Here is a 26578-nt window from a genome sequence, read left to right as displayed (position 1 = left end):
GGCCGCCTGGAAAATATCAGCCAAACTGATGCAATCTGATGGGATTGCTGATGGCGTCGTGCATTGCGCCAACGTCCATTGGCGGATGGAGGCTTGCCATCGATCGAAAAAGGGAATGCTCTAATGCGCCCAGGTCGACGCTGGCAAAATGCGCACCACCGTTTTGGCCGCGCACGGCCTTTCGCGGTGATCGTCGTCGGAGGAGGAGTTCGGTTCAAATGGGAGGAAATCACATGCTGACGAGGCTAAGACTGCTTGTACTTGGCTTGGTAGTGGCGCTGGCCATTCCGGCCGCGGCACAGGCCAAGACGTTCTACTGGATTTCGCATGGCGGCCCGGCCGATCCGGTCTGGACCTACTTCCTTGCCGGGGCCAAGCAATGGGCGGCGGACACCGGCAACACTGTCAACACATCGTTCCACAATGGCGACGTGGCGTCGCAGCAGGAGGCTATTCGCGCCGCGATTTCCGCCAAGGCCGACGGCATCACCACGACCAGCCCTGATCCGGGCAGCCTTGTCGAGATCGTCAAGGAAGCGCGGGCGGCGAACATCCCGATCATCAACTTCAACACGCCCGACCCGAAGGCGGACTTCAACGCCTATGTCGGCGGCGACAACGTCACCTTCGGCAAGCACTGGGCGCAGTATCTGGTCGACAAGGGCCTGGTGAAGAAGGGCGACTTCGTCTGGATGCCGGTCGAGATTCCCGGCGCCACCTATGGCGTCCAGGAAGAGGAAGGCATCAAGAGCGTGTTCGAGCCGCTCGGCATCACCTACGAAATCACCGAAGCGACGCTCGACCAGGCCGAAGTGATCAACCGCATGGTCGATTACCTCACCGCCAACAGGGCCAAGGTCAAGGCGGTTATCGGCCTCGGCGACCTGGTCACCGGTTCGATCAAGCGAGTGTTCGACCAGGTCGGCGTCAAGCCGGGCGAAATCCCGGTCGTCGGCTGGGGCAACTCGCTCGACACCACTCAGGAAGTGCTGAACGGCTACGTCAATGCCGCGCAGTGGCAGGATCCGCAGGCGACCAGCTACGTCGCGCTCTCGCTCGCCAACATGGCGGCAAGCGGTATCCCGCCAGGCTTCGACGTGATCACCGGCGCGCTCTACGAGAAGGACACCGCCGCGGTATACGACAAGATCCTGTCCGGCAAATAGGTCCGCGATCGAGTTGGTCACGGCCGCTTCGGCGGCCGTGACCGTCTCATCATTCCGCCGAACCGCTTGCGGTCTCGGCCAAATCCAATCCTATCGCGGGTCCAAGGTGGAAAATCGTTCTCTTATCCAACGCTCGATCGCGCGGCCTGAGTTCGGGCCGTTCGTGCTGCTCGTCATCGAGATCGCCGTGTTCTGGGGCATCAACCACGACTTCCTGTCGCCGCAAAACATCTCGAACACGCTGGCCTTCACGGTCGAACTCGGGCTGATCGCGCTGGCGATGACGCTGTTGATGACATCAGGCGAATTCGACCTCTCGGTCGGCTCGGTGTTCGGCTTCTCGCCGGTCCTGATGTGGACCTTGTTCAACAGCGGCGTCGCCTCGCTCGAAGCCGCCTTCGTCGTTGCGCTGGTGGTCGCTGCCTTCATCGGACTGGTCAATGGCTGGTTCGTGACGCAGCTCAAGATCCCGTCCTTCCTGGTGACGCTTGGCATGCTGCTGGTGGTGCGCGGCACCGCTTTGTTCGTCACCAGCGGGTTTCCGCAGCGGACCTGGAGCGCCGAGGGCAGCTGGCTGGCGGAAGCCCTGGTCGGCGATTTCTTCATCGGGCCGTTCCGTATCTATATGTCGCTGTTCTGGTTCATCGCCGCCGCAATCGCGCTCGGCTACGTGCTGACGCAGAGCCGGACCGGCAACTGGATCCAGGCGGCCGGCGGCAACCCGAGTGCCGCAAGGGCGCGCGGCGTCAATGTCAGCGGCGTCAAGATCGGCCTGTTCATCCTGTCGTCGATCCTGGCCTCGCTCGCCGGCGTCATCTCCTCGCTGCGTACCTCGGCGGCCAACCCCAACAGCGGCACCGGCTACGAGCTCGAAGTCATCGCCATGGTAGTGATCGGCGGCACGGCGCTGACCGGCGGGCGCGGCACAATCATCGGCACGGTGCTCGGTATCCTGATCCTGCGCGTGATGCGCAACGGCATCGTGCTGATCGGTGTGCCGGGCCTTGCGTACAACATCTTCATCGGCGCCATCATCCTCGGCATGATGGCGCTCCACTCATGGCTGGAACGCCGGCATCAGGCAGGGACTTGAACCATGGCCGAACCGCTTGTCCGCATGGAAAATATCCGCAAGTCCTATGGGCGCGTGCAGGCGCTGGTTGATGCCAATTTCCATGTCAACGAAAGAGAGATCGTCGGACTGCTCGGCGACAACGGCGCCGGCAAGTCGACGCTGATCAAAGTGCTGTCGGGCGCGGTCCCGCTGACCAGCGGCGACATCTTTATCGGCGGCAAGAAGGTGAATTTGCGCAGTACCAGCGACGCCATCGCCCATGGCATCGAGACGATCTACCAGGATTCCGCGTTGGTGACGCAGCTGTCGATCGCCCGTAACCTGTTCCTCGGACGCGAGCCGATCAAGCCGCCGCGTTTCCTCAACCGCATGGACCAGGAGGCGATGAACGTGGTTGCCCGTGACCTGCTCAAGCAGGTCGGCATCTCGAAGAACATCCCGCCGACGACGCCGATCGGCTCACTCTCCGGCGGCGAGCGGCAGGCGGTGGCGATTGCGCGCGCCATGCATTTCGACAGCGACCTTATCATCCTAGACGAGCCGACCAACAATCTCGGCGTCGCCGAAACGCAAGGGGTGCTGAGCTTCGTGCGCAGTGCCCGCGATTCCGGCCATTCCTGCATCTTCATCGCCCACAACATCCATCATGTCTTCCAGGTGGTCGACCGCATCGTCGTCATGCGCCGCGGCAAGGTGGTCGCCGACGATATCGACCCGAAGAAGACCAGCGTCGCCGAAGTCGAGCGCGTCATCACCGGCATGTCGGACAAGGAGATCCGTGACGCGCTGGCCGAGGGCACGCAACGGCCCGGGTGAGCAGCCGGGCCGGGCTTATCGTCGAGGCACTGGATCGCATCGCCACATGGTTGCGACATGAAAGCCACCGTTTCGGATATTGCCAGGAGCTGCGGCCTGTCGACCGCGACGGTCGACCGTGTGCTCAACAACCGGCCGGGGGCGAGTGCCGCCAACCGGCAGCGCGTGATGGAGGCGGCCAAGCAGCTCGGCTATCTGCCGGTCGTCGACCAGGTCGCGTTGCCCTCGCGGCCGGCACATCTCGAATTCTTCCTGCCGATGGGCAGCAATGCCTTCATGGCCGATCTGGCCAGGCACATCGAGGATTATGCGGCGCGCCTGCCGCTGGTCGCCTCCTGCCGCATCCACAAGCTCGCCGGCATCTCGCCGAGTGCCTTGCAGACGGCCGTCGAAAACCTCTCTCTCAAGGCGAACGGTGTCGGCGTCATCGCCATCGACCATCCGAGAACGCGCAACATCTTGCGCGAGATCGTCGAGGCCGGCATCCGCCTGGTCACGCTGGTGTCCGACGTTCCCGGCGCGCCGCGCTCAGCTTATGTGGGCATCGACAACAGAGTGGCCGGCCGCACCGCGGCGCTGCTGATGGGACGGTTCCTCGGCGGCCGCCAGGGCCATCTGGCGATGGTGGTCGGCTCACGTTCCTATCGCGGCCACGAGGAACGCGAAATGGGCTTTCGCTCAGTGCTCGGCGAGGAGTTCCCCAATCTGACCGTCACCAGCGCCGTCGAGATCAACGACGAGCCGGAGGTCAGTTATACCGCGACCATGAAGGCGCTGCACAACGAGCCGGAGCTGCTCGGCATCTACTGTATCGGCGCCGGGCGCTCGGGCGTGGCAAAAGCATTGCTCGAAGCCAGGCCGCGGACGAAGCCGGTGTTCATCTGCCATGACCTGACGCGCGAGACGCGCGGCTATCTGGTCGACGATCTGCTCGACGTCGTCATCGACCAGAATGCGCGGCTGATCGCCGAACAGTCGGTCATTCGCCTGCTCGGCTCGATCGCCTCGTCGGCGCCCTATCTGACGCGGAAATTCATCGAGCCGCGCCTGATCTTCAAGGAAAATGTCCCGGTGCAGTGATGTCGTGCGGGGGCGATGGTCGCTCGGGCCTCGATCGTTAAGATTCGGTTGATACCGCAAATCTGCACATCACCTATGCAACTTTTTTGGTTGCCGAATCATTGGGCAATTGATAGTTTCGCAGGTGTCGGCCATCTACTCCTCCCAGATGCGATGCCGACGCTGAGTGCGGTACACCTCCTCCCGTGCCGTATTCGAAATCGAGCCCGCTGCCACCTCCTCCCGGCAGCGGGCTTTTTTTGTTCCGGCGCCGGGATAGCGGGCGATGCTGGGATCGTGACTGGCACCGCACACGATTGCTGATCCGCGGATCGATGAGCTTCGCTGCGACTGCCGCGGCTTATCGGGGCGGAATCCTGTCACACTTGTCACTCTCACCGGTTCGCCAGCGGCCCTATCCTGCCTCGCGACCAGCAAACAACGCCGCGCCAGCAATGCTGCTGCGGAGGATCGGCAAGGGAGACGCGAGATGGCACATCGCGATGGGACGAGACATCACGCGGCGGCACGGCGCGCAATCGAAACGCCGCGGATCGTTTCGCCGCTTGCGAGATTATCTGGCCCTGAAAGAAGTGATCAGGCCTTCCGCCATGCGGACGAACTGCGCGCTCGGGCCCTCGGCGCCGACGCTTTGCAGGCTGACGCGGGCGCCCTCGAGCAGAAGCGACAGCGTATCGGCGAGAAGCTCGGCCTGTCCGATACCCGCATCGCGACACAGCGAGACCAGACGCTCGCGCTGCGCTTCCTTGAGTTCCTTGATCACTTGCCTTGCCGGATGATCGGCCTCGCTCAGCTCGATGGCGGCGTTGGCCATGTCGCAACCGCGGCGATCCGACATCAGGCAATCGGCCGCCATCCGGACCCAGGCGTGCAGCTGCGCCAGCTTGTCGCCCGGATTCTCCGCCTCGAACTTCTCCCACATCGCGTTGGCGCTGCAGGCGGTCGCCCGCAGACATTCGATGATCAGGTCGTCCTTGGACTCGAAATGCCGGTAGAGCGTCATCTTGTTGGTGCCGGCGGCCTCGGTGATGGCGTCGATGCCGACGCCGCGAATGCCATGCTTGTGAAACATGTCCCGTGCCGTCTCCAGGATCCTGTCCCGGGGGCGAACACGCTCCACAACACCGTCTGTCATCAAAACCTCCGTGATTGCGTTTCCGAAATTCCCTCGGTGCACCTCTTGACTAGGGTGTTACCGGTCTGTAACGTTAGAGATGTTACTTACCTGTAACACCCGCATTGCATTATGTCAAATTCGCAAGTGCCGGTCATCAGCCCCGCCCCGATCGGCAAGGGGACGAACCGCACCTCACGGCCTCGGCCGGCGAGCAAGAGAACACCAGATCCGCGGCTTGCCGCGGATCGTCAAAACCAGGAGCCGCTTCGATGTCGCAGCGCAATGATCTGACGATCGATGAAGTCGTGAGGGATCCGATGATCCGCATGCTGATGAAAGCCGACCGCGTCGACCCGCGGTCTTTCGAGGCGATGCTGCGTGCGCTGGCGGACGAGCAGGCCGAGCGCCGCAATGCGCCGCGTCGTCCCCTGCAAGATTTCGGCTTTCTCGAAGATTCCGGCTCAACGCGCAGCCGGCGGCTGTCCAGGGTGGCCAAGGCCTTCGGCCGGGCCAGAGCATCGGGCGAGGCATGCATCTCATGGTAAACTTCTTCATCCATCGTCCGATCTTTGCGTCGGCGATCGCCATCATCATGGTGCTCGCCGGGGGAATCTCTTATTTTCTTCTGCCGGTCTCGCAATTTCCCGACATCACGCCGCCCCAGGTCGTGGTCAGCGCTCACTACCCGGGCGCCAGCGCGCAGGTCGTCGCCGACACGGTGACGACACCGCTCGAACAGCAGATCAACGGCGTCCAAGGCATGATCTATATGTCGTCGTCGAGCTCCAATGACGGCTCGTCGACGATCACCATCACCTTCGACGTCGGCTACGATCTGAGCACGGCGGCCGTCGACGTCCAGAACCGCGTTTCGCAGGCGGCTTCCTCGTTGCCGGCCATCGTCAATCAGGGCGGCGTGACGATCAAGAAGCAGAACCCGAACTTCGTCCTGATCGTCGACCTCACCTCGCCGGACGGTTCCGTCAATCCGGTCGCGCTGAGCAATCTCGCCTATCTGCAGGTGGTCGATCCGCTGAAGCGCCTGCCCGGCGTCGGCGACGTGCAGATCTTCGGCGAGCGGCGCTATTCGATGCGCATTTGGCTCGACCCCGACAAGCTCGCCAATCTCGGCATTACTGCCGTCGACGTGCAGAACGCCGTCGCCGAGCAGAACGTCCAGGTGGCGGCCGGCAAGATCGGGCAATCACCGGCTCCGGCCGGCACTGCCTTCGAGATGCAGGTCAACGCCGTCGGCAGGCTGAGCGATCCCAAGGAGTTCGGCGACATCGTCGTACGGGCCAATACCGCCAACGGCTCGCTGGTCAGGCTGCGCGACGTTGCCCGCATCGAACTCGGTGCGCTGCAATATTCGTCGTCGGCCTTCTTCGGCAAGGACCCGACGGTGGTGCTCGCGGTCTACCAGATGCCGGGCTCCAACGCGCTCGATCTGCAGCAGCGCGTCAAGGACAAGATGCAGGAGCTGTCGGCCCGTTTCCCGAAGGGCGTCAGCTACGCCATGCATTACGATACGACACGTTTCGTTTCGGCCTCAATGCACGACGTGCTGATCACGCTCGGCGAAGCGCTGGTCCTGGTCGTCGCCGTGGTGTTCATCTTCCTGCAAAGCTGGCGCACCACGATCATCCCGACGATCGCAATTCCGGTGTCGCTGGTAACGACGCTGGCCGTCATGCATATGCTTGGCTTCTCGCTGAACATGCTCAGCCTGCTCGGCATGGTGCTGGCGATCGGCCTCGTCGTCGACGACGCCATCGTCGTCGTCGAGAATGTCGAACGCCAACTTGAGGCCGGCCTCAAACCTCTGGCTGCCACGCGCACGGCGATGGCCGAGGTCACGGGCCCGATCATCGCCACGACCGCCGTGCTGATGGCCGTGTTCGTGCCGGTCGCCTTCATTCCCGGCGTGTCCGGCCGACTCTACAACCAGTTCGCCCTGACCGTCGCGATCTCCTTCGGCATCTCGGCCTTCGTCTCGCTGACGCTTACCCCGTCGCTCAGCGCCGCCTTCCTGCGCCACCGGCCGGAAACCCAGTTCGTGCTGTTCCGCTGGTTCAACACAGGCTTCGAACGGCTGGCGCATGCCTATGCGAATGGCGTACGCATTCTCATCCGCCTGCGCTGGATCATGCTCGGCGTGTTCGCGGCCGGACTTGTCGCGACCTATTTCGTCTGGCAGCGCCTGCCGTCGACCTTCCTTCCGGTCGAGGACCAGGGCTATTTCTTCGTCGTCATCCAGCTCCCCGACGGGGCCTCGCTGGAACGCACCGATGCAGTGGCGAAAAAGGCGCGCGACATCCTGCAAAACACGCCCGGCGTCGACATCGTCGGCTCGATCAGCGGCTTGAATTTCCTGACCAGTGCCGCGCAGTCGAATTCGGCGGTCGAATTCGCGATCCTGAAGCCATGGGACGAACGCGGCCCCGACCAGAGCGCCTCGAAGCTCGTCGCCGAGGTGCGCAACAAGCTGCTGCAAATTCCGGAGGCTTTTGCGCTGAGCTTCGACCCGCCGTCGATCCCGGGCATCGGCACCACTGGTGGCTTCGAGTTCCAGGTCGAGGACCTGACCGGCCGCGGCAGCGTGGCGCTCAACGATGCGACGCAAGCCGTGATTGCCGAGGCGCGCAAGCAGCCGGAGCTCAACCCGCAGCAATTGTTCTCGTCGTTCTCGACCTCGACGCCACAGTTCAACTACGATCTCGATCGCGCCAAGGCGAAGCTGCTCGGGCTCAACCTGCCGGACGTCTTCAACACGCTGCAGATCTATCTCGGCTCGCTCTATGTGAACGATTTCAACCTGTTCGGCCGCACCTTCCGGGTGACGATCCAGGCCGACAAGGACTCTCGCGCCGGTCCGGCCGACATATCGCGGCTCTATGTCCGCAATGCGTCGGGTGGCATGGTGCCGTTGAGCACGTTGGGCAAGCTTGTGCCGATCGTCGGCCCCGAGACCGTGCCGCATTACAACAACAATGCGTCGGCGCTGATCAATGGCGGCGCCGCCCCCGGCTTTTCGTCCGGCCAGGCGGTGGCGGCAATGGAGCGTGCCGCTGCCACGGCATTGCCGAGAGATTTCGGCTACGAATGGACCGGCATCACCTATCAGGAGCTCAAGGCAGGATCGATCGCATCCGTCGTCTTCGGCCTTGCAATCGTCTTTGTCTTCCTGATCCTCGCCGCGCAGTATGAGAGCTGGGCGATGCCGTTCATGGTGCTGCTGGCGGTGCCGCTCGCATTGTTCGGTGCGTTCGTCGTGCTGTGGCTGCGCGGCATGCAGATCGACGTCTATTCGCAGATCGGCTTCGTCATGCTGATCGGACTGGCGGCCAAGAACGCGATTCTGATCGTGGAGTTTGCCCGGCGCCGGCGCGAAGAAGGCCTCAGCATCGTCGACGCCGCAATGGAAGCGGCGCGGCTTCGGCTGCGACCGATCCTGATGACCGCCTTCGCCTTCATCCTCGGCGTGCTGCCGCTGATGTTCGCCACAGGTGCGGGTGCCGCAAGCCGGCAGTCGATCGGCACCACCGTCTTTGGCGGCATGGTCGCGGCGACGATCCTGTCGCTGGTGTTCGTGCCGGTCTTCTATGCGGTGATCGAGCAGCTGCGCGAGCGCCGCAGCGAGAGCGAACCGGTTTCCGAAGCGACCGAACAACCAACTGCCGAACCCGCCTTCGAGCCCCTGGCCGAAGCGGCTGAATAGGACTGGAGAATTGATCATGCGTAAATGGAAAATCGCGCTGGGAACGGCCGTCGCCCTTGGGGCGATTTCGGTGGCGAGCGTTCACCTGCTCGACATGGGCAGCCTCAGCCTCAACGCCGGCACAGCCGGGGCGGCAACACCCAAGCCGGAAGCCTTCGTCATGCCGGTGCCGGTGGTGAGCGTCGTCAAGAAGACGATCCCGATCTATCTCGACTACGCCGCCCGGGTGGAGCCGATCCGCAGCATCACGCTGCAGGCGCGCGTGCCGGGCTACCTGCAGGAGCAGGTCGCCATCGACGGCAGTGACGTTGCGAAGGGCGACCTTCTCTACAAGATCGCCCCTGAGGATTTCCAGGCTGCCCTTGAGCAGGCGAAGGCGCTTATCCAACGCGACACGGCAACACTCGACTATGCGCGCTCCAATCTCGGGCGCGGCAGCGAGCTCGCCAAAAGCGGCTATCTCGCCAAGGACGTGTTCGACCAGCGCACCAGCACCTTGCGTGAGGCTCAGGCCTCGCTCGCCGTGAACCAGGCCGCCTTGCGGACCGCCGAGCTCAATTTGAGCTATACCGAAATCCGCGCCCCGTTCGCGGGACGCATCGGACGCAGCCAAGCATCCGTTGGAACGCTGGTCAGCGTTGCCGGCACGGTGCTCAATTCGCTGGTGCAGCTCGATCCGATCTACGTCACCTTCAATCCGAGCGAAACGGACCTGACACAGATCGAGGAAGCCCGGGCCGCAGGACCGATCAGCGTCGACGTCCTGCTTCCCGGTGAAACGGAACCGCGCCAGAAGGGCGATCTTACCTTCGTAGACAACACGATCGATCGCTCGACCGGCACGATCACGGCACGTGCGACGATCGGCAACGCCAAGTTCACGCTGCTCCCCGGCCAATATGTTCGCGTCCGGCTGCACGTCAAAGAGCAGCCCGATGCGCTGATGGTACCGCAGACGGCGCTCGGCTCAGGCCAGCTCGGCAAATACCTCTATGTCGTCGGCAAGGACAACACGGTCGACCAGCGTATCGTTTCGCTCGGACCGACCAATGGCGATCAGGTCGCCATCTTGAGCGGTGTGGCCGAAGGCGACCGGGTCATTACCGGCAATCTGCAGAAGATCGGCCCGGGAATGCCGGTCTCGCCGCTGCCCGAGAAACCGGCCACCTGATAACCCCCATCAGGTCCGGTCCCGCGGCGCCCTCGGCTCCCACGCCAAGGGCGCCGTTTTGCTATGTTTCGTTTTACGCAATTCCTTGGGGAAAGCGCTACATACGCCGGCTTTGAGAAGCCGGCGTGATGTTCAGCGGGGTCGGTTTTTGCGGCCGTGCGGCCTGACGGCCTTGCCTGCGCCGCAAGCCGCCGGCCAAGCGGAAGTCAAGAAATCCACGACCCGCCTCTTGTAAGATTGTCGACAATCTGTTTTTCCTTTCGGTTTGCTGGAGCAGCCGGAATGGCAACGCTGGATTTCAGTCCGATCGCCGACACCACAAGACGCGCCGAGATCGTGGCGCTGCTCCGGCGGGCGATCCTGACCGGCCAGTTGGAACCGGGGCAGAAACTCAACGAACTCAGGATTTCCGAGCAGATGCGGGTGAGCCGCGCGCCGCTGCGCGAGGCGATGCGCGAATTGGTGCAGGAAGGCATCCTGACCAGCATCCCCTACGCCGGAACCTTCGTCATCGACGTTACCGCGAAGGATATCGACGATGTCTATTCGCTCAACAAGGTGCTCGACGAATTCGCCATCGCGCGGACCTGGCCGCTTCGCGACCAGCGCTTCTTCGACGAGCTGGACCGGCGCCATGCGGCGGTGAAGCAGGCGACGCGCGAACTGGACACGACGCGGCAGATCGAAACGGCGCTGCAACTGCATGGCCTGATCCATGAATGGGCCGATAATTCGGTGCTCCTGGAAACCTGGCAGCGGCTGACCAGCCGGCTGCAGATGTATTTCGCGCTGCACCAGCGGGCGCGCAACGAGCCGGTGCCTGCCGAAGATGCTCACGAGACCTATGTGCGGCTGCTCAAGGGCAGCGACATGCGCGCTGCCCAGCGCCACGCCAAGGAGCACATCGATTTCGATTTCGAGGCATTGCTCGCCTATGCGCGCGGGCTGGAACAACGGGGCTCAAAGGGCGCCGACGCCAATCGTACCGGCCGCCTAAAGGCCGTTGAGCCAGACAATTCTGGTGGTCATCCCGGAAAATAGGCAACGGACAGAAAACGTGCAGATCAAAACCATCAAGGCCTACCATGTCGTCCAGCCCTTCGTTGACGGGCCTTACCGCATGTCCAAGGGGCGCGTCGCCGATGCGTTCGACGCGGTGATCGTCGCCGTCACCACCGATAGCGGGCTCACCGGCTGGGGCGAGATGGCGCCGCTCGGCAACTTCTATTCGCCTGCCTTCGCCGCCGGCACGCGCGCCGGCGTCGTCGAGATCGCGCCGCATCTCATCGGCCATGACCCACGCGGGCTTGCCAGTATCAACAGGCTGATGGATACGGTGTTCAAGGGCCATCCCTACATCAAGTCGGCGCTCGACATGGCATGCTCGGATCTCGCGGCGCGCGCCGCCGACGTGCCGCTGGTCACGCTGCTTGGCGGACGCGAGAGCGAGACGGCCGAACTCTACAGGGTCGTCACCCACGGCACCGTCGACGCGATGGCCGCACTCGCCAAGCGCATCGTCAACGACGGTTTTCATCGGCTGCAAGTCAAGGTCGGCGGCAACGTCCATGACGACATCGAACGCGTCACAGCCGTCGCCGCCGCCGTGCCGAAGGGCACCGTCATCTTCTGCGACGCCAATGCCGGCTGGACGCCTTACCAGGCGCGCCAGTTCGCCGATGCGACGCGCAACATCGACTACACGTTCGAGCAGCCCTGCACGACGATCGACGAATGCCTGTCGGTGCGCCGCTCGCTCGACAAGCCGATGGTGCTCGATGAATCCGTCGCCTCGCTGGACGATATGCTCGACATCCATCGCAAGGGGGCCGCCGACGGGCTGACGCTGAAGATCTCACGCCTTGGCGGCGTCACCAAAACGCGCCAGATCCGCGACCTTGCCGTCGACCTCGGCTTCATGATCACGGTCGAGGACACTGGCGGCGCCGAGATCGACACATCGGCCATGGCGCATCTGTCGCTGTCGACGCCGGAGGAGCGCCGGCTGCACGCCATCGCCTTTCACGAATGGGTGACGGTGCGCACCGCATCCAACATGCCGCCGGTTTCGGGAAGCCGTATGGGCATTCCGGATGGGCCGGGCCTCGGCATCGATGTCGTTCCCGGCCTGCTCGGTGCGCCCTTCTTCGAAATCGGCAGCTGAACTGCAATAAGGCTGCACCGAATCAACCTGAATATGCCGCGTCCTTCTGACTGCGGAGGCACGGCCGTGTGGATTGACCGCTCATCCAATCGTCTTCGACCGATTGCAGAGCGGCAATGCCCAATTGCCGGTTGAAATATTTTTCATTTGCAAATAGAAATGTTCAAAACGTTGATTTGGACGCTGCGGCGCGTCAGGAACTGGAGGAAGCGACATGTCCCATCCGCAATTTGCAGCGGAACTTCTGCAGCGCGCTGAACAGCAGGGGCCGATCACCATCGGGCTTGCCGGCGCCGGGCAGATGGGCACCGACATCGTCGTCCAGGTCGCGCTGATGCCGGGCATGCGGATCGGCGCCATTTCTGAAGTCAGGCCGCAGGCAGCGATCGACGCGGCGCTGCTCGCTGGCCATGACCATTCCGACATCGTTCAGGCCGGCAATGCCGCGGCGATCGACCGCGCCATCGAGGCGGGCAAGATCGCGGTGACCGAAGATTTGCATGCGCTGGCGGCGGCCGGCCGGATCGACGTCATCATCGACGCAACGGGCAATCCCAATATCGGCACGCTGTTTGCGCTCGAAGTAATGAAGAACGGCAAGCATATCGTAATGCTCAATGTCGAGGCCGACATCACCATCGGCCGCTTCCTGAAGGAGGAGGCACGCAAGGCCGGCGTCGTCTATACCGGTGCCGCCGGCGACGAGCCCGCCTGCACGCTGGAGATCATCGGCTTTGCTAAAAGCCTCGGCTTCAACATCATCGCCGCCGGCAAGGGCAAGAACAATCCGCTGAAGATCGACGCCATGCCGGCCGACTACGAGAAGGAGGCGGCCGAGCGCAACATGAATGCGCGCATGCTGGTCGAATTCGTCGACGGCTCGAAGACGGCGATCGAAATGGTGGCAATCGCCAATGCGACCGGCCTGGTGCCCGATGTGCCGGGCATGCACGGCCCGACCGCGACGCTGGAGGAGCTGGCAAGCGTGCTTTGCCCGCGCGAGGATGGCGGCGTGCTGCACCGCAAGGGCGTTGTCGATTACTCGATCGGCAAGGGTGTGGCGCCCGGCGTGTTCTGCATCATCGAGACCCGGCATCCGCGTGTGCTGGAGCGCATGATCGACCTCAAGGTCGGCCAAGGCCCCTATTTCACGATCTTCCGGCCCTATCATCTGACCAGCCTGGAAGTGCCGCTGTCGGCGGCGCGCGCGGTCGTCTACAAGCGTGCCGACATGGAGCCGCTCGACCATCCGGTCGCCGAGGCGGTGGCGGTTGCCAAGAGCGATCTCGGCGTTGGCCAATCTCTCGGCATGATCGGCGAGAACGACTATCGTGGCTTCGCCATGACCTGGGAGGATGCGCGCGCCCGCGGCGCCCTGCCGCTCGGCCTTGCTGAACGCGCCAAGGTGGTCAAGCCGCTCAAGACCGGCGACTTCCTGACCTATGAAAATTGTGTACCCGACGATTCGATGGTGATAACCCAGATCCGCCGCCGTCTCGACCAGTCAGACGGACGGTTCGCCACCAACGCGGCCTGACCCCGCCGGATCTCCGCCTGATGGAAGATGTCGTAATCGGGATCGACGCCTCGACCACGGCCGTGAAGGCAATTGCCTTCTCGCGCGACGGCGAGGAGCTGTTCCAGGCGCGCGAGCCGTACCCGCTTTCAAATCCGAAGCCCGGCCATTTCGAGCAGGACGCCGAACATTGGTGGACGGCGCTGCTTGGCGCATTGAAGCAGGTCACCGAGGCGGTCGGCGCTGCGCGGGTGGCGGCGATCTGCATCGCTCATCAGCGCGAGACCTTCACGCTGGTGGACAGCGCCGGCAAAGCACTCATCCCGGCGATCCTGTGGCTGGACGAACGCGCCCGTCCGCAGGTTATCAGGCTTTCGGCCGAACTCGGCCGCGAGGCGATCCGCGACTGGAGCGGCAAGCCGCCGGACCCGACGCCGGCACTCTACGCCGTCGCCTGGCTTACCGAGCACCAGCCTCAAGTGCTTCGCCAAGCAGCGGCGCTGGTCGACGTGCATGGATTCTTCGTCCAGCGGCTGACCGGGCGATTGGTCACCAGCACCGCAAGTGCGGATCCGCTCGGGCTGCTCGACGTCGAGAAGGGCACTTGGCGTCCAGAGCTCGTTGCGGCGGCGGGGCTGCAACTGGAGCAATTGCCCGAGCTGGTCGCGCCGGGCGTGGTCTGCGGCAATCTTTCCGCAAGCATAGCGCAGCTGACCGGCCTGAAGGCCGGCACGCCGGTTGTTGCCGGCGCCGGTGACGGCCAAGCTATGGGCCTTGGCATGGGCGTCTACGGCGAGGGCAAGAGCTATCTCTCGCTCGGCTCCGGCGTGGTCAGCGGCTGCTATTCCGGCAAGGTGAAAACCTCGGACGCTTTTCGAACGCTGGTCTCGCCGACCGGCTCCGGTTTCATGCTCGAGACCGTGCTGCGCTCGGGCATGCAGCTGGTCGACTGGATCGTTCGCACGACCGGTTCGCCGTCGGTGGCAGCGCTGGAGAAGGCTGCGCTGGATGTTGCCGCGGGCAGCGAGGGCCTGCTCATCATGCCCTATTGGGCCGGCGTCATGAGCCCCTATTGGGACGGTGCGGCGCGCGGCGCCATTGTCGGCCTGTCGCTCGACCACCGGCCGGAGCATCTCTTCCGCGCTGTCCTGGAAGGCATCGCGTTCGAGCAGGCCGTCGCCACCGAGGCCATGGAAGCCCGGGCGGGCGGACCGGCGGCGATGATTGCCGCGGGCGGCGGCACCAATTGCGCGCTGCTCATGCAGATCATGGCAAGCGTGCTCGAGCGGCCGCTCTCGGTCTCGCCGGTCAACGAAGCCGCCGCGCTCGGCGCTGCCATGCTGGCGGCAGCGGCTGTCGGCTGGTTTGCCTCGCCGGAAGCCGCCGCGCAGGCAATGGCTGCCGCTCCCGCCAGGCATGTCGATCCTGTCGACGGGCTTGTCGCCGCCTATCGCGACCGCAACGCAATCTACCGCGACCTTTACCAGGCGACGCGCGATATCCACGCCCGCCTCGGCGCTCTCCGCGAAATCTAGCGGTTGAGCAGCCCCTTTGCCGCGTCTTCGTCGGTAATCAGAACCGATACCTTGGTGTTGGCGAGCGCAGCCCGCATCACCGCAACCTTCTCGCTGCCTCCCGACACCAGGATGATGCTCGGGATATCCGACAGATCCTGCAGCGGATAGGCGCAGACGCGGCGGTTGACCTCGTGGTCGACCGGGCGGCCCTTGGCGTCGATGAAATGACACAGAATATCGCCGACGGCACCGGCCGCCTGCAATTCCTCCAGTTCGCTTGGCTTGATGAAGCCATAATTGGCGATCGGGCTGTCGTTGGAAAACGAGCCGACGCTGAGCACGGCGATGTTTGCCCGGCGTGCGCGGAAGACGACGTCCTGAACGCTGCGCTGGCTCATGAAGGCGTCGCGCTGCTCCGGCCTGTCGGCATAGACCGGCACCGGCAGCAGGAAGCATTCCGCACCGATCTTTTCGGCGAAATCCCAGGCGCTTTCTGTCGGGTTGAGCGGCTGGGCATGGGTGAGGCCGCCAAGCATCGAAACCACCGTCGTCCTGGCGATGGGCCGCCGTGGCAATTCATTGATGGCGAATTTCAGTGTCCGCCCCCAGCCCAGCGCGATGACATCGCCGGCATTCACATGGTCGGCCAGGTAGGCGGCAGCGGCGTGGCCGATCATCAGCGGCGCATTGCTTCGGTCGGCTGCCGACGGCACGACCACGGCCTGGCTGAGCCCGAACCGCTGCTTCAGGCTTTCCTCCAAAATCACGCATTCGACGACGCTGTCACGGATGCGAAACTGGACGACCCCCTCTTCGCGGGCGGCGGAGAGAATGCGATGCACCTTGATGCGGCCGACGCCGAGAATTTCGGAAATCCGTTCCTGTGTAAGACCCTCGACGTAATAGTGCCAAGCGGCGCGGGCCTTGAGTTCGGCGTCGGGGAAGCGCGAGGCTCTTTCGTTCTCTACGATCGTCATCTGTTTGCCTTGCCGCAGCCGCCGGCTCTGCTCATGAAATTCCAATGCGGCGACTTCGAAATGCCCAAGATTTCGGAGACCTTGCGTAAGCCAAACCGGCGGACAGCGCAAACCCGTCCTCGAATGAAGCGGCAGGCCTTGACAATTTTCCCACGAACAGTTTAGCTGAACAAAATTGCATGTTAAAGATAAATTGTTCACAGGGAGGAGCCTGGTGAGCAAAGTGGCGCGGTGATGCAGCGCCGGATTGCTGTGGAGGAGACAAAGTGGCTGTGAGCAACGACACAAGCAATTTGAAGGCAGGCGAGTTGAAGGCAGGCTCTGGCGCGCAGGCTACGGCGGGCGCAAGGTTTTCAGCTGTCTTTGCCGGAACCATGGGTCCGCTGATCGGGCTGGTTCTGCTGTGCCTGGCGCTCTCGCTGACTACCGACACGTTCCTGACCATCCGCAACATCCTCAACGTGCTCGACCAGGTCACCGTGCTCGGCATCATGGCGATCGGCATGACGCTGGTCATTCTGATCGGCGGCATCGACCTGTCCGTCGGCTCGGTGCTGGCACTGGCTTCCATGGTGATGGGCTTCGTCGCCCATCCGGACTATCTCAATCTCGGCCTGCCCGCCGGCATCGCCGCGGCCCTCGTCGTCGCCGGTCTTTGCGGCCTGGTTTCGGGCCTGCTGGTCACGATCACCAAGCTGCCACCCTTCATCGCCACGTTGGCGATGATGTCGGTGGCGCGCGGTCTCGCCAACATGATCACCGACGGCTCGCAGATCGTCGGCTTTCCCGACTGGTTCACCAGCCTGTCGATCATCCGCCATTTTGGCTTCCTCTCGATCACCGTCGGGCTGATGATCGTGCTTGCCGTCATTTTCGCAATCTTCCTGAACTACCGCGCCACCGGCCGTAGCCTGTACGCAATCGGCGGCAGTGCCGAAGTCGCCCGGCTGTCCGGCATACCGGTCAAGTCGCTGACGAACTGGGTCTATGCGATCTGCGCCGTGCTGGCCGGCCTCGCCGGCATCGTGCTTGCCGCGCGGCTCGATTCCGTCCAGCCGAGCTCCGGCCTCGGCTACGAACTCGACACCATCGCGGCGGTAGTGATCGGCGGCGCCAGCCTGTCGGGCGGCGTCGGCTCGATCGGCGGCACCGCCATCGGCGTCCTCATCATCGGCGTGCTGCGCAACGGGCTGAACCTGCTCGGTGTCTCGCCCTTCATCCAGCAAGTGGTTATCGGCGTGGTGATCGCGCTGGCGGTGGCCACCGACACCTGGCGGCGCCGAGCACAATGAAGAATGGGCACAATGAAGAATGGGCACAATGAAGAATTGGGCTCAATGAGATTCGCCCTGATATTCGGGCGAAAACGGATCGGTGATCCGAAACTGGGAGTTGTTCGGCCAAGGGGCGCCGCGATGCGCGGGCAGGACAGATTGAACATCAACGGAGGAATAAACATGCTGACCAAACGTTCATTGCTGCTTGCCGCCGCGGCCGTCATCCCGCTGCTTGGCCTGTCCGATATGGCCTCGGCCAAGGAGGCCAAGAAGCTCGGCCTCGCCGTCGCCAATCTGCAGGCCGACTTCTTCAACCAGATCAAGCAGTCCGTCGAAGCCTACGGCAAGGAAAAGGGCATAGAGGTCGTTACCGTCGATGCCAAGGGCGATTCGGCGACCCAGGTCAGCCAAGTGCAGGACCTGATCACGCAAAACATCGACGCGCTGATCTACATTCCGGCCGGCGCCACCGCCGCCACCGTGCCGACCAAGACGGCCAAGGCGGCCGGCATCCCAGTGATCAATGTCGATCGCAACGCCGACGGCGCACCCGGCGACACATTCATCGCCACCAACAGCGTGGCATCGGCCAAGGCGGTTTGCGACTACATCGCCAAGCAGGCCGGCGGCAAGGGCGAGTTGATCATCATCCACGGCCAGAAGGGTACGACGCCCGAGGTCGATCGCTCGAAGGGCTGCGGCGAAGCGTTGAAGGGCTATCCCGACATCAAGGTGGTCGGCGAATTGTGGAGCGAAGGCTGGCACCAGGACGAAGGCTTCAAGCTGACGCAGGATCTGTTGCAGTCGCATCCGGATGTGTCGATCGTCATCGGCCAGGCCGACGCGCTGGCGCTCGGTGCGGCGCAGGCGGTAAAGGTCGCCAATCCTGGCCACAAGGTCTGGGTTGCCGGCTTCGACGGCGACGTGGCGGCGCTCAAGGCACTGAAGGACGGCGTCTTCGACGTGACGGCAACGCAGCAGACGCAAGGCATGGGCCGGCTTGCCGTCGACGCGGCAATCAAGCTGGTGGCCGGCGAGACCATTCCCGCCGAACAGCTGCAGGATGCGACTTTGACCACCAAGGACAATGTCGAGCAGTTCATCGCCAAGCATCCCTGATTGAGACCAGTCCGGCAGTCAACGAGCGCAACGATGTCCACCGATCCTCGCCATACGCACAGCCCCCATAACGGGCTCGTCGTCAGCGGCCTCTGCAAGAGCTACGGGCCGGTGCAGGTCCTGGCCGATGCGAGCTTCGAGGTGCGGCCGGGCGAGGTCGTGGCGCTGCTTGGCGAAAACGGCGCCGGCAAGTCGACCGTCTCGAACATCATCGCCGGGTCGACGAAACCCGATGCCGGCACCATCACCTGGCGGGGGAACCCTTATTCCCCCGCCAATCCTGCCGCGGCGATCGACGCCGGCATCGGCATGATCCACCAGGAGCTGAAGCTCTTGCCCGATCTGTCGGTCGCCGAAAACGTCTATGTGGGGCGCCTGCCGATGCGCGGCGGCCGCATCGACCGCGCGGCAATGAATGCACGGGCATCGGCCCAGTTGAAGCGCCTCGGCCTCGATGTCCCGCCCGAGCGCAAAGTGCGCACGCTGCGTATCGCCGCCCAGCAGCAGGTCGAAATCGCCAAGGCGCTGACGCTCAATGCCGAGCTGCTGATCTTCGACGAACCGACGGCCGCCCTTGGCGGCGACGAAACGGAGCTCCTGTTCCAGCAAATCCGCAAGCTCAAGGCGGAAGGCATGTCCTTCATCTATATTAGCCACCGGCTGGACGAGATCGCCCAAATCGCCGACCGCGTGGTGGTGATGCGCGACGGGCGCATCGTCGCCCGGCACGAGCGCGCCGACATTCCGGTGCGCACCGTGGTCGAGCAGATGGTCGGCCGCAGCGTCGAGCGGATGTTCCCTACGGTATCGGCGCCGGGCAACGACACGCTGCTCGAAGTCGAGAACCTGTCCTCGCCGGAACGCAGCTTTCAAAATGTCAGCTTTTCAGTGCGGGCCGGCGAAATCCTCGGCATTGCCGGGCTGATCGGCGCCGGACGCACGGAGCTGGTGCGGGCGATCGCCGGTGCCGATCCGATCTCATCGGGTTCGGTGCGCGTCGCCGGCAAGCCGGTGCACCTCAATGGCCCGGCGGCGGGGATCAAGGCCGGCGTCGTTCTCGTACCGGAAGACCGCAAGGCGCAAGGCGTGGTGCTCGATCAGACGATCGGCGAGAACCTGGCGATCGGCAATTTCGACCATGTCGCGCCGAATGGCTGGGTGTTCCCGAAGGCGGTGCAGAAATTCGCCGAGGCCGGCATTCGCCGGCTCGGCGTCAAGGGCCGGCCGAACCAGGCGGTCAGCAAGCTCTCCGGCGGCAACCAGCAGAAGGTGATCATCGCCAAATGGGTGTCGCGCCCGCCCAAGGTGTTCATCCTGGACGAGCCGACGCGCGGCATAGACGTCGGTGCACGCGCCGCGATCTATGATGTCATCGCCGACCTTGCCCGTTCCGGCATGGCGGTGGTGGTGGTGAGTTCCGATCTCGAGGAAGTGCTCGGCCTGTCGCATCGCGTGCTGGTGCTGAGCCGCGGCCGGCAACGCGGCATTCTCGACCGCAGCGAAGCGAGCAATGTCGCCGTGATGGAACTCGCCACGAGCTAGGACGGCCCATCGAAACAAAGCGCAGCAGGTGGTATCCTCCCGGGCACCAGACCGCGCGGGGCGCCAGCAACAGAGTTGGCGCCCCTTTATTTCCGGAGGACGGCGGTTGGAACAGAGGGACCGACGATGAAACTATTCGAACTTCATGGTGACGTGGCACTTGTTACGGGCGCCGGCAGCGGCATCGGCCAAGCAATCGCCATCGGCTTGGCCGGGGCCGGCGCCGACATAGCCTGCTTCGGCCACGCCTCCAAAGGCGGGCTGGAGGAGACCGCGCACCGGATCACGGCACTTGGCCGCAAGGCGCTGGTGCTGAACGGCACGGTGACTTCAGAGGCCGATCTTGCGGCCGCGATCGAGCGTACGGAGAAGGAACTCGGCGCGCTGACGGTCGCCGTCAACAATGCCGGCGTCGCCGGAGCTGAGCCGGCCGAGACGCTGTCGCTGGAGAAATGGCAGAAGCTCTACGACGTCAATGTCAGCGGCGTGTTCCTGTCCTGCCAGGCCGAGGCCCGCGCCATGCTGACGCGGCGCAAAGGCTCGATCATCAACATCGCCTCGATGTCGGGCTCGATCGTCAATCGCGGCCTGACCCAGGCGCATTACAATTCGTCGAAGGCCGCGGTGATCCACATGTCGAAGAGCCTCGCCATGGAATGGGCCGATCGCGGCCTGCGCGTCAATGTCGTCAGCCCCGGCTACACGCTGACGCCGATGAACAAGCGGCCGGAGGTCGCCGACCAGGTCAGGATCTTTGAGCGCGACACGCCGATGGGCCGCATGGCGGCGCCGGAAGAGATGGTCGGCCCGACCGTGTTCCTGGCCAGCCGCGCCTCGAGTTTCGTCACCGGCATCGACCTGATCGTCGATGGCGGCTTCGTCTGCTGGTAGGAGAAAAGATGCAGAAGCGATTCCAGGGAAAAACGGCGGTCATCACCGGCGCCAGCGGCGGCATCGGCGCGGCAATGGCCAGGCGCTTCGCGGCGGAAGGTGCCGCGGTCGTCGTCAGCGCCATCGACGCGCGCGTCGAAGAGGTCGCCGCCGATCTCAAGGCTACGGGCGCCAAGGTCGCATCGCTGCGCATGGACGTGACCAAAAAGGACGAGGTCGTCGCCCTCTATGACCTGGCCGAGCAACAGTTCGGCCGCGTCGACATCTCCGTACAGAATGCCGGTGTCATCACAATCGCCAGGATAGAGGCGATGACCGAGGCCGAATGGGACAAGGTGATGGCGGTCAACACCAAGGGCGTGTTCCTGTGCTGCCAGGAGGCGATCGCGCGCATCCGCAAGCATGGCGATGGCGGCCGGCTGATCAACACCGCATCCGGCCAGGCGCGGCAGGGCTTTATCTACACGCCGCATTATGCGGCCTCGAAATTCGGCGTCGTCGGCGTCACCCAGAGCCTGGCCAAGGAAGTGGCCAAGGAGAAGATCACCGTCAACGCGATCTGCCCCGGCATCATCGACACCGATATGTGGGCCTATAACGACGCCGCATGGGGCAAGTTGATGGGCGACTACAAGCCCGGCGAGCTGATGGCCGAATGGGTGAGGAACATCCCGATGGGCCGCGCCGGCAGCGGCGAGGATGTCTCCGGCCTGGTCAGCTTTCTAGCCAGCGACGATGCGGCCTACATCACCGGGCAGACCATCAATGTCGATGGCGGCCTGATCATGTCGTGAGGATACTCGGGCGGCAGTGCCCTGTCCGAATTGCATGACCGTGACGGCATTACGCGTTGCGAGACATGAATGTTGGTATATATAATTTCATCCCATGAAACGGCTCTGGCGAGATGGGTTCGCCAGGCCGACAGCTGAGATCATGGGACCTTGATGGCTCGCACCTTTCATAGCGCCGCCAGACCGGCGATCGATCCGCGGACTGCCTTGGCGGCAATCCATCGGCAGCCATGACACGGTCCCCTCCGGCACATTTTCACAAAATTGGGCACCATCCGCTCTGCGCCGCTTCAGCGCCGGCAGCAATCTGGCGCCAACGCCCTTGCGCAACGACCAGCTTTTCCAACACAATCAAAAAAAGACGCAAGAAGGGAACGAACGATAACTTCACCAGAGCTTGACAGGAGAACAAGCATGTCACTTCGGAACATGATTTCGAGTTTCTCAATGGGAGCCTTAACACTTGCCGCAGCCGCACTGACATCTTCGGCCTATGCGGCAGCGCCGGAATCCAACGACCCGATCAAGATCGCGCTGTTCGACTGGACCAGCGTCAATCTGAACGCCAAGATCCTCGGCGGCATCCTCGAAAAGCTCGGCTACACCGTCGAGTACCCGACCGCCGACTATCTCTCCAGCCTGACCACCGGCCTGACCAATGGCGACATCGATGTCGGCCTGGAATTCTGGGACACGACGGCCGGCGAGGCGATGAAGGCCTCGGACGCGACGGGCCAGACCGAACGCCTCGGCAAGCTCGGACCCAAGGCCAAGGAAGAATGGTGGTTTCCCGAGTATATGAAAGAGAAATGCCCCGGCCTGCCTAACTGGGAGGCGCTGAAAGACCCGAAATGCGCCGAAGCGTTCTCGACCGCCGAAACCGCGCCGAAGGGGCGTTATCTCGGCGGACCCGTGACATGGGAAGGTTTTGACGACGAACGCGTCGAGGCGCTGAAACTGCCCTTCACCGTCATCCATGCCGGCACCGATGCGGCGATGTTCGCCGAACTGGACTCGGCCTATCAGCGCAAGGCGCCGATCATGCTGTGGATCTATTCGCCGCATTGGGCGCCGGCCAAATACAAGGGCGAATGGGTCGAATTCCCCGACTATACGCCGGAATGCTACAACGACCCGAAATGGGGCGTGAACCCAGATGCCAAATATGACTGCGGCAAGCCGCATGGCGAGATCTGGAAATATTCCTGGGCCGGCATGAAGGACAAATGGCCGGTCGCCTACAAGGTCGCGAAAAACTACACGGTCGATACCGACGAGCTCAACAAGATGAGCGGCGAGATCGATCTCGAAGGCAAGACGCCGGAAGATGTCGCCGCCGCCTGGATCGCCGCCCACGAAGCCGACTGGAAAGCCTGGGCCGAGTGACCGTCTGACTGGAAACGCGACGACCCGGCCATTCAGGGCCGGGTCTCGATCCCCTATTCCAGAAGGACGGTTGAATGAGCGATACGATTGAACAGGCGGCGAAAGCCGGCAACGATGCACGCCCGATAAAGCTTGCCTGCCGCAATGTCTGGAAGCTGTTTGGGGCGGACGCGGCCAATTTCATCCGCCGGCGCTACGGCAAGGCCAGCCTGGCGGACATCGCCGCGGCCGGACTGGTCGGCGCGGTGCGCGCCGTCGATCTCGAAATCCGACAGGGCGAGATCTTCATCATCATGGGACTTTCGGGGTCAGGCAAGTCGACGCTGGTGCGCTGCATGTCGCGGCTGATCGAGCCGACCCACGGCAAGGTCGAATTCGAGGGGAAGGACCTGCTCAAGATTTCCGATGCCGCGCTGATCGAGCTGCGACGCCATCGCATGGGTATGGTGTTCCAGAATTTTGCCTTGCTGCCGCATCTCAACGTACTGGAGAACATCGCCTTTCCCTTGGGCATCCAGGGGCAGGACCGGCCGACGCGCGAGAAGCGAGCCCGTGAAGTCATCGAGCTGGTTGGCTTGCGCGGCCGCGAGCATTTCTATCCGCGCGAGCTTTCCGGCGGACAGCAGCAGCGTGTCGGCATCGCCCGCAGCCTCGCCACGAAGCCGGAAATCTGGTTCCTCGACGAGCCGTTCTCGGCCCTCGACCCGCTGATCCGCCGTGAGATGCAGGACGAGCTGATGCGGCTGCAGACCATGCTGCACAAGACCATCGTCTTCATCACCCATGATTTCGACGAGGCCATCCGGCTAGCCGATCGTATCGCCATCATGAAGGACGGCGAGGTCATCCAGATCGGCACGCCGGAAGAGTTGGTGGTCAACCCGGCGACCGACTATGTCGCCGAATTCACCCGCGACGTCGACCGCGCCAAGGTGATCTCGGCGCGCAGCCTGATGCGCGCCTGCGATGGCGCCGAGTACGGCGGCACGGTCGCGCCGGATGCCAAGATATCAAGTTTTTCGGCTGATATCGTCTCTGCCGGCAAGCCCTTCGCGGTGGTCAACGGCGCCGGAAAGCCGATCGGCGAGGTCACGCCGCAGGCGGTGATCGATCTTCTCGCCGGCATAGAACGTCGTGGGGTCGGCGCATGACGGTCACGGCAAGCGCCAGCGCAGCGAGGCCCCGGCCGATTCAAACCTGGCTGGCGATCTGGGCCTGCGCGCTCGCCGCCGTGCTTATCGTCTTCCTGCTGCAGGAAAGCCTGCCCTGGGCGGTCAATTACCCGGCCGGCGCGATCGTTCCTGTCGCAGACTGGGTCGGTGCGCTGATGAACTGGGTGAAGTCGAATTTCTCCTGGCTGACCCGTTCGATCACCGCGGTGCTCGGCGTGCCGCTCGATTTCGCGCTCGCTCTTCTGGCCAAAAATTTCAAGATCGGCCATGGCGCCGATATGGTCGTGTTGCCGCGCCTGTCCTGGGTCGGCGTCTGCGCTGCCGCCTACCTTGCCGGACGCGCGGCCGGCGGCTGGAAGCTGGGTGCGCTGGCCGGCGGCTGTTTTCTCTACATCGCGCTGTTCGGGCAGTGGACCAGCGCCATGCTGACGCTGGGCTTAATCTCGATCGCCGTGCCGTTTTGCATTGTCACCGGGCTGTTCGCCGGCATCTGGGCATGGCGCAAGCCTTGGGTGGAGAGGCTGTTGATCTCCCCTGCCCTCGATCTGATGCAGACGATCCCGACCTTCGCCTATCTCATCCCGATGCTGCTTCTTTTCGGCAACAGCCCGGTCTCGGCAATGATCGCGACGGCAATTTTCGCGACGCCGCCAATGGTGCGGGCGACGATGCTCGGCCTGTCGCGGGTGCCGTCGGAGATCGACGATTTCAGCGAGATGGCCGGCTGCACGGCACGGCAGAAGCTGTGGCGAGTGCTGTTGCCGTCGGCGCGGCCGACATTGATGGTCGGCGTCAACCAGGTCATCATGCTGGCACTCAATATGGTGATCATCGCCTCGATGATCGGCGCCGGTGGGCTCGGCTATGACGTGCTTTTGGCGCTGCGCGCGCTCAAGGTCGGCGAGGCGATGGAGGCTGGCCTCGCCATTGTCGCACTGGCAATTGCACTCGACCGGCTGAGCCAGGCGATCGCCCACAATCACGACAAGGGCAATGTCCGCCATCAGGCCGGCACCAGCTTCTGGCGGCGTTATCCCAACCTGACGCTGGCCGTCGCCATTCTCGCCGTCACCACGCTGCTCGGCCTGTTCGTGCCGGCCTTCGCCGCGGTGCCGAAGGCGATCACCTTCACCACCGCGCCTTTGTGGAAGGCGGCGGTGAACTGGATCACCATCAACTTCTTCGACACGATCGAAGCGTTCCGCGTGGCGCTTATCCTCAACGTGCTGAACCCGGTGCGCGCCTTCTGCGAGGGCTTTCCGTGGCTGGGCGCGGTTTGTCTCCTCGGCCTTGCCGGATACCAGCTCGGCGGCTTCCGCCTCGCCGCCCTGGTCGCGGCATTGACAGCGTTCTGCGCCGTCACCGGCCTTTGGGAAAAGACCATGGCGACGGTCTATTTGTGCGGCATCTCGGCCTTTATCGCTTGCCTCATCGGCATCCCGATCGGGCTGATGGCATCGCGCAGCGACCGCTTCGAAAAGACCGTCACGCCGGTCATCGACACACTGCAGGTGCTGCCGTCGTTCTGCTTCATCATTCCGGTGGTGATGCTGTTCAGGGTCGGCGACGTCACCGCGATGATCGCCACCGTTGCCTTCGCCGTGGTGCCAGCGATCCGCTACACCAATCACGGCATTCGACAGGTGCCGCCGGCGCTGATCGAGGCGGCGAAGGTTTCGGGCTGCACCAGGCGCCAGACCTTCTTTTGCGTGCAGCTGCCGCTGGCGCTTCCAGAGATCATGCTTGGCGTCAACCAGACAATCCTGATGGCACTGGCGATGATCATCATCTGCGCCATGGTCGGCACGCGCGATCTCGGCCAGGAGGTGTTCATCGCCCTGTCCAAGGCCGATTCCGGCCGCGGGATCGTCGCCGGCCTGGCCATTGCCTTCATCGGCATCGTCGCCGACCGGCTGTTCAACGCCTGGACGGCGAAGGCTCGCGCAAGGCTGGGATAGTCCGGAATAGGACGGCGTCAGGAAGCTGCCGCCAAGCGCGCCGTTAACGAGGCACCGATCCCTACGCCTAAAGATATAGCCATTCGGGATGATTGCTCGCTGTTACCTCAAATCGTACGGCT

21 protein-coding genes are annotated in these 26578 nt (G+C 63.6%); 19 read left to right on the top strand and 2 right to left on the bottom strand.

Annotated elements, in window-relative coordinates:
• Positions 1 to 233 precede the first annotated feature (233 nt).
• The 4 genes from NKH42_RS04955 to NKH42_RS04940 all read left to right on the top strand — a co-directional run bounded on the left by NKH42_RS04955 (position 234) and on the right by NKH42_RS04940 (position 4137).
• Positions 234 to 1166, top strand: a complete 933-nt coding sequence (locus NKH42_RS04955; RefSeq protein ID WP_352505274.1) for a sugar ABC transporter substrate-binding protein — start codon at positions 234 to 236, stop codon at positions 1164 to 1166.
• A gap of 106 nt (positions 1167 to 1272) precedes the next feature.
• A complete protein-coding gene (locus NKH42_RS04950) occupies positions 1273 to 2259 on the top strand; it encodes an ABC transporter permease (RefSeq protein ID WP_254820392.1) in 987 nt (328 codons plus the stop codon).
• 3 nt (positions 2260 to 2262) lie between these two features.
• Positions 2263 to 3057 carry an ATP-binding cassette domain-containing protein gene (locus NKH42_RS04945; protein ID WP_352505275.1) on the top strand — a complete coding sequence of 265 codons (795 nt, stop codon included), beginning with the start codon at positions 2263 to 2265 and terminating at the stop codon, positions 3055 to 3057.
• Between the two features lie 57 nt (positions 3058 to 3114).
• Positions 3115 to 4137 (top strand): LacI family DNA-binding transcriptional regulator, encoded by a 1023-nt coding sequence (locus NKH42_RS04940; protein WP_352505276.1) that lies wholly within the window; start codon positions 3115 to 3117, stop codon positions 4135 to 4137.
• 553 nt (positions 4138 to 4690) lie between these two features.
• On the opposite strand, the gene NKH42_RS04935 is transcribed toward NKH42_RS04940, so the two are convergent.
• The gene (locus tag NKH42_RS04935; RefSeq protein ID WP_031211029.1) at positions 4691 to 5272 is read right to left on the bottom strand and encodes a TetR/AcrR family transcriptional regulator; all 582 of its coding nucleotides are present in this window, start codon (positions 5270 to 5272) and stop codon (positions 4691 to 4693) included.
• Positions 5273 to 5523: 251 nt separating this feature from the next.
• Between NKH42_RS04935 and NKH42_RS04930 the strand changes: the two genes are divergently transcribed.
• The 7 genes from NKH42_RS04930 to NKH42_RS04900 all read left to right on the top strand — a co-directional run bounded on the left by NKH42_RS04930 (position 5524) and on the right by NKH42_RS04900 (position 15358).
• The gene (locus tag NKH42_RS04930) at positions 5524 to 5799 is read left to right on the top strand and encodes a hypothetical protein (protein WP_352476600.1); all 276 of its coding nucleotides are present in this window, start codon (positions 5524 to 5526) and stop codon (positions 5797 to 5799) included.
• Complete coding sequence (locus NKH42_RS04925) at positions 5793 to 8972, top strand: efflux RND transporter permease subunit (protein WP_352505458.1); 3180 nt, start codon at positions 5793 to 5795, stop codon at positions 8970 to 8972. The genes NKH42_RS04930 and NKH42_RS04925 overlap by 7 nt, the downstream gene beginning before the upstream one ends.
• 16 nt (positions 8973 to 8988) lie before the next feature.
• Positions 8989 to 10143 carry an efflux RND transporter periplasmic adaptor subunit gene (locus NKH42_RS04920; RefSeq protein ID WP_352505277.1) on the top strand — a complete coding sequence of 385 codons (1155 nt, stop codon included), beginning with the start codon at positions 8989 to 8991 and terminating at the stop codon, positions 10141 to 10143.
• A 282-nt stretch (positions 10144 to 10425) separates the two neighbouring features.
• Positions 10426 to 11184, top strand: coding sequence for a GntR family transcriptional regulator (locus NKH42_RS04915; RefSeq protein ID WP_352505278.1), 759 nt, complete (start codon positions 10426 to 10428; stop codon positions 11182 to 11184).
• A 16-nt stretch (positions 11185 to 11200) separates the two neighbouring features.
• Complete coding sequence (locus tag NKH42_RS04910; RefSeq protein ID WP_352505279.1) at positions 11201 to 12307, top strand: mandelate racemase/muconate lactonizing enzyme family protein; 1107 nt, start codon at positions 11201 to 11203, stop codon at positions 12305 to 12307.
• A 214-nt stretch (positions 12308 to 12521) separates the two neighbouring features.
• Positions 12522 to 13844, top strand: coding sequence for an NAD(P)H-dependent oxidoreductase (locus NKH42_RS04905; protein WP_254820384.1), 1323 nt, complete (start codon positions 12522 to 12524; stop codon positions 13842 to 13844).
• Between the two features lie 20 nt (positions 13845 to 13864).
• A complete protein-coding gene (locus tag NKH42_RS04900; RefSeq protein WP_352751083.1) occupies positions 13865 to 15358 on the top strand; it encodes a xylulokinase in 1494 nt (497 codons plus the stop codon).
• Here the strand turns inward: NKH42_RS04900 and NKH42_RS04895 are convergent.
• Positions 15355 to 16317, bottom strand: coding sequence for a sugar-binding transcriptional regulator (locus NKH42_RS04895; RefSeq protein WP_352505281.1), 963 nt, complete (start codon positions 16315 to 16317; stop codon positions 15355 to 15357). The two genes, NKH42_RS04900 and NKH42_RS04895, sit on opposite strands and share 4 nt — an antisense overlap.
• Positions 16318 to 16625: 308 nt before the next feature.
• On the opposite strand from NKH42_RS04895, the gene NKH42_RS04890 reads away from it, so the two are divergent.
• The 8 genes from NKH42_RS04890 to NKH42_RS04855 all read left to right on the top strand — a co-directional run bounded on the left by NKH42_RS04890 (position 16626) and on the right by NKH42_RS04855 (position 26456).
• Positions 16626 to 17609, top strand: a complete 984-nt coding sequence (locus NKH42_RS04890; protein WP_502896032.1) for an ABC transporter permease — start codon at positions 16626 to 16628, stop codon at positions 17607 to 17609.
• A 165-nt stretch (positions 17610 to 17774) separates the two neighbouring features.
• Positions 17775 to 18713, top strand: a complete 939-nt coding sequence (locus NKH42_RS04885; protein ID WP_254820381.1) for a sugar ABC transporter substrate-binding protein — start codon at positions 17775 to 17777, stop codon at positions 18711 to 18713.
• Between the two features lie 33 nt (positions 18714 to 18746).
• Positions 18747 to 20255, top strand: a complete 1509-nt coding sequence (locus NKH42_RS04880; protein WP_352505283.1) for a sugar ABC transporter ATP-binding protein — start codon at positions 18747 to 18749, stop codon at positions 20253 to 20255.
• A gap of 126 nt (positions 20256 to 20381) precedes the next feature.
• Positions 20382 to 21146, top strand: a complete 765-nt coding sequence (locus NKH42_RS04875; RefSeq protein WP_352751087.1) for an SDR family oxidoreductase — start codon at positions 20382 to 20384, stop codon at positions 21144 to 21146.
• An 8-nt stretch (positions 21147 to 21154) separates the two neighbouring features.
• Entirely contained in the window at positions 21155 to 21940 is a 786-nt protein-coding gene (locus NKH42_RS04870; protein WP_352738583.1) for an SDR family oxidoreductase, read from the top strand.
• A gap of 414 nt (positions 21941 to 22354) precedes the next feature.
• The gene (locus NKH42_RS04865; RefSeq protein WP_352645412.1) at positions 22355 to 23326 is read left to right on the top strand and encodes an ABC transporter substrate-binding protein; all 972 of its coding nucleotides are present in this window, start codon (positions 22355 to 22357) and stop codon (positions 23324 to 23326) included.
• 74 nt (positions 23327 to 23400) lie between these two features.
• Positions 23401 to 24477, top strand: a complete 1077-nt coding sequence (locus NKH42_RS04860; protein WP_352973964.1) for a quaternary amine ABC transporter ATP-binding protein — start codon at positions 23401 to 23403, stop codon at positions 24475 to 24477.
• Entirely contained in the window at positions 24474 to 26456 is a 1983-nt protein-coding gene (locus tag NKH42_RS04855; protein WP_352738580.1) for an ABC transporter permease, read from the top strand. Before NKH42_RS04860 ends, NKH42_RS04855 begins: the two co-directional genes overlap by 4 nt.
• Positions 26457 to 26578: the final 122 nt, after the last annotated feature.

This window comes from Mesorhizobium sp. M1142, assembly GCF_040318565.1.
In the GTDB taxonomy this organism is placed as follows: Bacteria; Pseudomonadota; Alphaproteobacteria; order Rhizobiales; family Rhizobiaceae; genus Mesorhizobium.
This window is presented reverse-complemented; position numbering and strand designations above follow the sequence as displayed.